Origin of the sequence: Rahnella perminowiae, from assembly GCF_019049755.1 — a bacterium.
Taxonomy (GTDB): domain Bacteria; phylum Pseudomonadota; class Gammaproteobacteria; order Enterobacterales; family Enterobacteriaceae; genus Rahnella; species Rahnella perminowiae.
On the sequence record NZ_JAFMOS010000356.1, the window covers coordinates 1 to 5,759 of the forward strand.

Consider the following 5,759-nt stretch of genomic DNA (forward strand, 5'->3'; position numbering starts at 1 on the left):
GATCGAGATCAGCTTGTGATATCAGACAATATTTATAATCCTCAATAATTCTGATTAGGAATTTTTTTATAGATTATTATCTGATGTTGCCGGTGTGTGCATTTTCGCTGAATTAAAGGTGCCACGTCCGACATCACATGGAGAGTGACTTTATGTTTCCTGCAATGCGTCGTTTTATGGCAGTGCCTGTACTGCTGACCCTCTTATCATTCCCCCTGACCGGTGCGGCTGCGCAACTTCTGCCAGCGGTGACAACAGTGACAATTGCTACCCAACCTGATGGCGTCAGCCGCACATACCTGGGTCGCCTTGAAGCTGTTCAGGCCGTCAATGTGACCAGCCGTACCGAAGGCTTTATTGCCCGTCGTGCCTTTGAGGAAGGGCAGTTTGTGAATGCAGGCGACGTTTTGTATGAAATAGAACCCGCTTTGCATCAGGCGGCTGTCGCGCAGGCCAAAGCCCGGTTAGACAGTGCCAATGCCACCGCGCGTCATGCCCAGACCCATCTGAACCGTATACAGCGTCTCGGTGATGCGCGGACCGTCAGTCAGTCAGACGTTGATGCTGCGCTGGCCGCGCGTGATACTGCCCGTGCAGCCGTCACACAGGCGCAGGCAGCGCTGAAAACTCAGGAACTACAACTGAGCTACACCCGCATTACGGCCCCCATTTCAGGGCGTATCGGCGTAAGCCATTTTCATACCGGAAGCCTGGTGAATCCGGCCAGCGGTGTGCTCACGGAGATCGTGCAGCTTGATCCGGTGCGCGTAGTGATTTCAGTGAACGAACGTGATGTTCTCAGTGCCAGCCACAGCAGTGGCACGCTGCAGGACGCCTTCATGGCCGATAACATGATGCTTTCTCTGCGTTTATCTGACGGTTCGCCTTACATGAAAGCGCCGGCGCTGGAATCCATCGGTAACCGTATTGATGTGCAAACAGGCACTTTACCGGTCAGGCTGACCGTAGCAAATCCTGATCATCGTTTGCTGCCGGGGGGCACTGTGAATGTAGCGGCAAAGCCGCGTTCCGGACATTCACTGCCGGTATTACCTGCGCAGGCTGTGCAGCAAAATGCGACAGGGCATTTTGTTTTGCTGGTCAATGCCGGGCAGCGCGTAGAAGCGCGGCTGGTGAGGCTTGGCGCGCAGATCGGACACGGTTATTTCGTCATAGAGGGCTTGCAGGGCGGAGAAAAAGTCGTGACCGAAGGCCAGCAATGGATCCGGCCAGGAATGGAAGTGAACGCACGGGCAACCGAAGCCCCGGATATGGCCGCGAAAAAACGTTAAGGAACAACGATGCTCCAGAAATTTATCAAAAGACCCCGTTTTGCAGTGGTTATTGCGCTGGTGACGGCGCTGATCGGTGCCGTCGCCCTGAAGGTTATCCCGGTTGAGCAATATCCGGATATTACGCCACCGGTGGTGTCAGTCAGTGCGATTTATCCCGGTGCGAGTGCACGGGACGTCGCGGAGTCTGTTGCTGCGCCGATCGAGGCACAGGTCAACGGTGTCAGTAACATGCTTTATATGTCATCGAACAGCGGCAATAACGGCAGCTACACGCTGACTATTACCTTCGCCAGCGGTACTGATCCGGATACGGCAGCCGTCGAAGTACAAAATCGTATTTCACAGGTCAGCTCCCGTCTTCCGCCAGAAGTGCTGAATACGGGCGTGTCGGTGCGCAAACAGGCTTCCAATATACTGATGGGTATCAGCCTCCTTTCACCGGAGAAAACCCATGACATGTTATTCATCAGCAACTTTGCCAGCATTCAGTTGCGTGATGCGCTGGCGCGTGTTGATGGCGTAGGTGATGTTCGGGTTTTTGGTTCGCGTGACTACAGCATGCGTATCTGGCTGGATCCGCGCAAAATGGAAGCGCTGGATGTCAGCAGTATGGAAATTAGCGCCGCGATTAATAATCAGAATGTGCAGGCTGCGGCCGGGCAGATTGGCGCATCACCGAGCCCGTCAATGCAACAGCAAACCCTGACGATCAGCGGGGCAGGGCGTCTGAGTTCAGCGCAGGAGTTCGGCAATATTATTGTGCGTAAAAACGCGCATGGCGGTACGGTGCGTTTGCGCGATGTCGCCCGTATTGAGCTGGGCGCGCAGGATTATCAGGTGAATGCGACACTGAACCAGACACCGTCAGCTTTTCTCTCGGTATACCCCGCGCCGGGAGCGAATGCGCTGAGTGTGGCGGACGCGGTGCGTGAGGAAATGTCGCGTCAGGTGCGCAATTTCCCTGATGATCTGACTTATGAAATCAAATTCGACTCGACCCGTTTTGTCAGTGCTACGCTCGATGAAATTACCGTTTCACTGGTGCTGACCTTTATCGTCGTGCTGTCGGTTGTTTACCTGTTTCTGCAAAGTGCACGGGCGACATTTATCGTGGCACTGACCATTCCTGTTTCTTTGCTGGGCACCTTTGCCGTGCTTTATGCCTTTGGCTATTCCGCCAATACTCTCAGCTTGTTTGCCATTATTCTGGCGCTGACAGTCGTGGTCGATGATGCCATCGTGATGGTGGAAAACGTGGAGCGTCTGATGATGGAAGATCCGTCGCTCGGGCGTGTGGCTGCAACCCGTGAAGCCCTGAAGCAGATCGCCGGGCCGATCATCGCGACTACCGTGGTATTGCTGGCGGTGTTCGTTCCGGTTGCCGTTCTGCCAGGGATTACCGGCGCACTGTATCGTCAGTTTGCTGTCACGCTGTCAGCAGCCGTCGTTTTATCGAGTATCAACGCGCTGACTCTGACCCCTGCGCTTTGTGCATCCCTGCTGAAACCGCGCCCGGACAAACCGGCACGTGTTTTTCGCGGGTTCAATCTCGGGTTGGAGCACGTCCGTAACGTGTATGTGAAAGCTACAAGGGGGATCAGCAAAAATGTGTTTACCAGCATTGTGACGGTTTGTCTGATCGGCGGAGCCAGCGTATGGGGCTACAGCAGTTTGCCAAAATCCTTTCTGCCAGATGAAGATCAGGGCTACTTCTTTGTGAATGTACAGTTACCTGATGGCGCATCATTAAACCGTACCGATGTTGTGCTTGAACAAATGCAGCAGATTATGCAGAAAGACCCGGCGGTCGAGGATGTGATCGCTATCAGTGGCTTCAGCCTGCTGAGCGGCGGGAGCTCGCCAAATGCCGCCTTTGGTATTGTATTGCTCAAGCCATGGGACGAGCGTAGCCGTGTGGATCAGGTGATCGGGCGGCTGCAACCGGCGATGGCCGGCATTCCTTCTGCGATAATTATGGCCATAAATCCGCCCGCGATTTCCGGATTAGGTACAGCATCAGGGCTGGATTTGCGTTTGCAGGCATTACAGGGGCAATCCCCGCAAGAACTGGCTGCCACAGGGCAGGCGCTGATCCAGGCCGCTAATCAGGATCCCAGCCTGAGCCGCGTATTTACCACCTTCAGTGCGTCCGTACCGGAAATTGCCCTGAGTGTGGACCGCGACCGTGCAGCGTTGATGCAGGTGCCGGTCAGCCGTATCTTCGGTACGTTACAGACGTCACTAGGCGGGGTTAACGTCAGCGATTTCATCATTAATAACCGTCTGTTTAATGTGCAGATGCAAAATGAAATGGAAGACCGCCAACGTGCAGACCAGATATCTGCACTGACGGTACGCAGCGACAACGGCTCACTGGTCAGCCTTGCGAAGATGGTTGAACTGACACCATCGTTGGGTGCGCCATTTATTACCCAATATAACCAGTTTCCTTCCCTGGCGATCAGCGGCTCGGCAGCACCCGGTATCAGCTCCGGTGAAGCTATGGCACAGATGGAACATATCCTGAACGGGACATTACCTGCGGGTTACGCTTATGAATGGACCGGCATGTCATTGCAGGAAATACAGGCTGGCGGCCAGGCCATTCTTATCTATGCGGCTGCATTGCTGTTTGCGTATTTGTTCCTGGTGGCGCAATACGAAAGCTGGAGCATTCCTCTTATTGTCATGATTTCCGTGATATTTGCGGTGTTTGGCGCAATCGCCGGCCTGCATGTAGCAGGACTAAGCAACGATGTCTACGCTCAGATCGGCATGGTCTTGCTCATAGGGCTCGCAGCGAAGAATGCCATTCTGATCGTTGAGTTCTCGAAATCCAGAAGAGAAGAGGGGGCGTCGGTACATGACGCGGCTCAGGATGGGGCAAAACAGCGTTTCCGTGCGGTAATGATGACCGCAATTTCATTTATTCTTGGGGTGTTACCGCTGGTCATGGCATCCGGTGCCGGAGCCATGAGTCGCCATATCATCGGCGTAACGGTGTTCAGTGGGATGTTGTTATCCACGACGGCAGGGATCTTATTTATTCCGGCACTGTACGTACATATCCAGCGTCTGCGTGAGTGGGTGAAATCTCGCTAAAGGATCCGGCCAGTTTCAGGAGAAAGATGTGCGTAAAATGATCGTAACAACTCAGGGCCTGAAAGCTGTTGTAATGATGGCAATGCTGGTAGTTATCTTCGCGGGAATTAAATCCGCGGCAGATATTATCGTGCCCTTTATTCTGGCGCTTTTTCTGGCTTTCGTATTGAATCCGCTGATTGTCTTGCTGGAGAAATGGCGAGTGCCCAGGGCATTGGCTGTTTTGCTGGTGGCGACATTGGTAATTTGCATGATGGTTTTCCTCACGACCAAACTGCTGGTGACACTCAATGAGTTTGCCCGTACATTGCCACAATATCGCGGACTGTTAGTTGAGAAACTCAGTGATATCGAAGCCTGGTTTCCGCAAAGCGGGCTGACGCTATCCTCCGAACAACTGGCCGGATACATTGATCCCGCGGCGACGCTGAATCTGGTCAGTAAGTTGATCAGCTATTTGTCCAATGCGATGGCGGGGTTGTTCTTACTGCTGATGACCGTTGCATTCATGCTGCTTGAAGTCCCGCAACTGCCCTACAAAGTGGAACAAATGTCAGATGACCCGGACAAAGGCATGGCGAATGTTCAGCGTGCGCTGGACAGTGTGACACGCTATCTGGTGATCAAAACACTGATCAGTGTGGTAACGGGGCTGGCTGTTTGGGCCTTACTGGCGGTTACCGGCATTCGTTTTGCTTTTCTGTGGGGGATGCTGGCTTTTGCCCTTAATTACATTCCCAACATAGGTTCTTTTATCGCGGCTATCCCGCCGATCATTCAGGCCTTTCTGTTTAATGGTTCCACTGAAGGATTGATCCTAACGGGGGGATATATCCTGATCAATCTGGTTTTCGGCAGTATTATTGATCCGAAAATTTTGGGGCGCGGATTAGGTTTATCGACACTCGTGGTCTTTATGTCGTTGATCTTCTGGGGATGGCTGATGGGGCCGGTTGGCATGTTGCTTTCGGTGCCACTGACGATTGTGCTCAGGATAGCGCTTGAAGCCACAGCGGCAGGCCACAAAATTACTGTGCTTCTGGGTGATTGTCCCGCAGAACGCAAAAGTTAGCTTTTCTCTTCGAAATGATGAGCGAGCGCATTCACTGTTCTGCCATGAGGGTAGGGGTACAGGCGTGCCATGACGTCCGTTGCAGATTTCTGCAGTTAAAGTACAACCTGGCGGGAGACGGAGAATACAGGGAAAATATTTAAAAAAGTGAGAAAGAATGCCGTCACGTAAAAATGCCCTGAATGATCAGGGCATTCAAGATGTTCGCAGATTTAGCTGTAATTTTTGTAAATCATCTGCAGGTCGTCTTTAATCTGCCGGCTGATGGGCGTTGCTGAAATATCATCAAT

3 protein-coding genes are annotated in these 5,759 nt (G+C 52.8%); all 3 read left to right on the plus strand.

Translation table 11 applies throughout. The annotated features are described in order from the left end of the window. Window positions 1-152: 152 nt before the first annotated feature. Genes J1785_RS04085 through J1785_RS04095 form a run of 3 tightly spaced genes read left to right on the plus strand, consistent with a single transcriptional unit; the run spans window position 153 to window position 5,469 of the window. On the plus strand, window positions 153-1,292 hold the full coding sequence (locus J1785_RS04085) for an efflux RND transporter periplasmic adaptor subunit (RefSeq protein ID WP_217218869.1): 1,140 nt from the start codon (window positions 153-155) through the stop codon (window positions 1,290-1,292). 9 nt (window positions 1,293-1,301) lie between these two features. Further along, a complete protein-coding gene (locus tag J1785_RS04090) occupies window positions 1,302-4,397 on the plus strand; it encodes an efflux RND transporter permease subunit (protein ID WP_217218870.1) in 3,096 nt (1,031 codons plus the stop codon). Window positions 4,398-4,425: 28 nt separating this feature from the next. Next, complete coding sequence (locus J1785_RS04095; protein ID WP_129951845.1) at window positions 4,426-5,469, plus strand: AI-2E family transporter; 1,044 nt, start codon at window positions 4,426-4,428, stop codon at window positions 5,467-5,469. The last annotated feature ends 290 nt before the right edge of the window (window positions 5,470-5,759 follow it).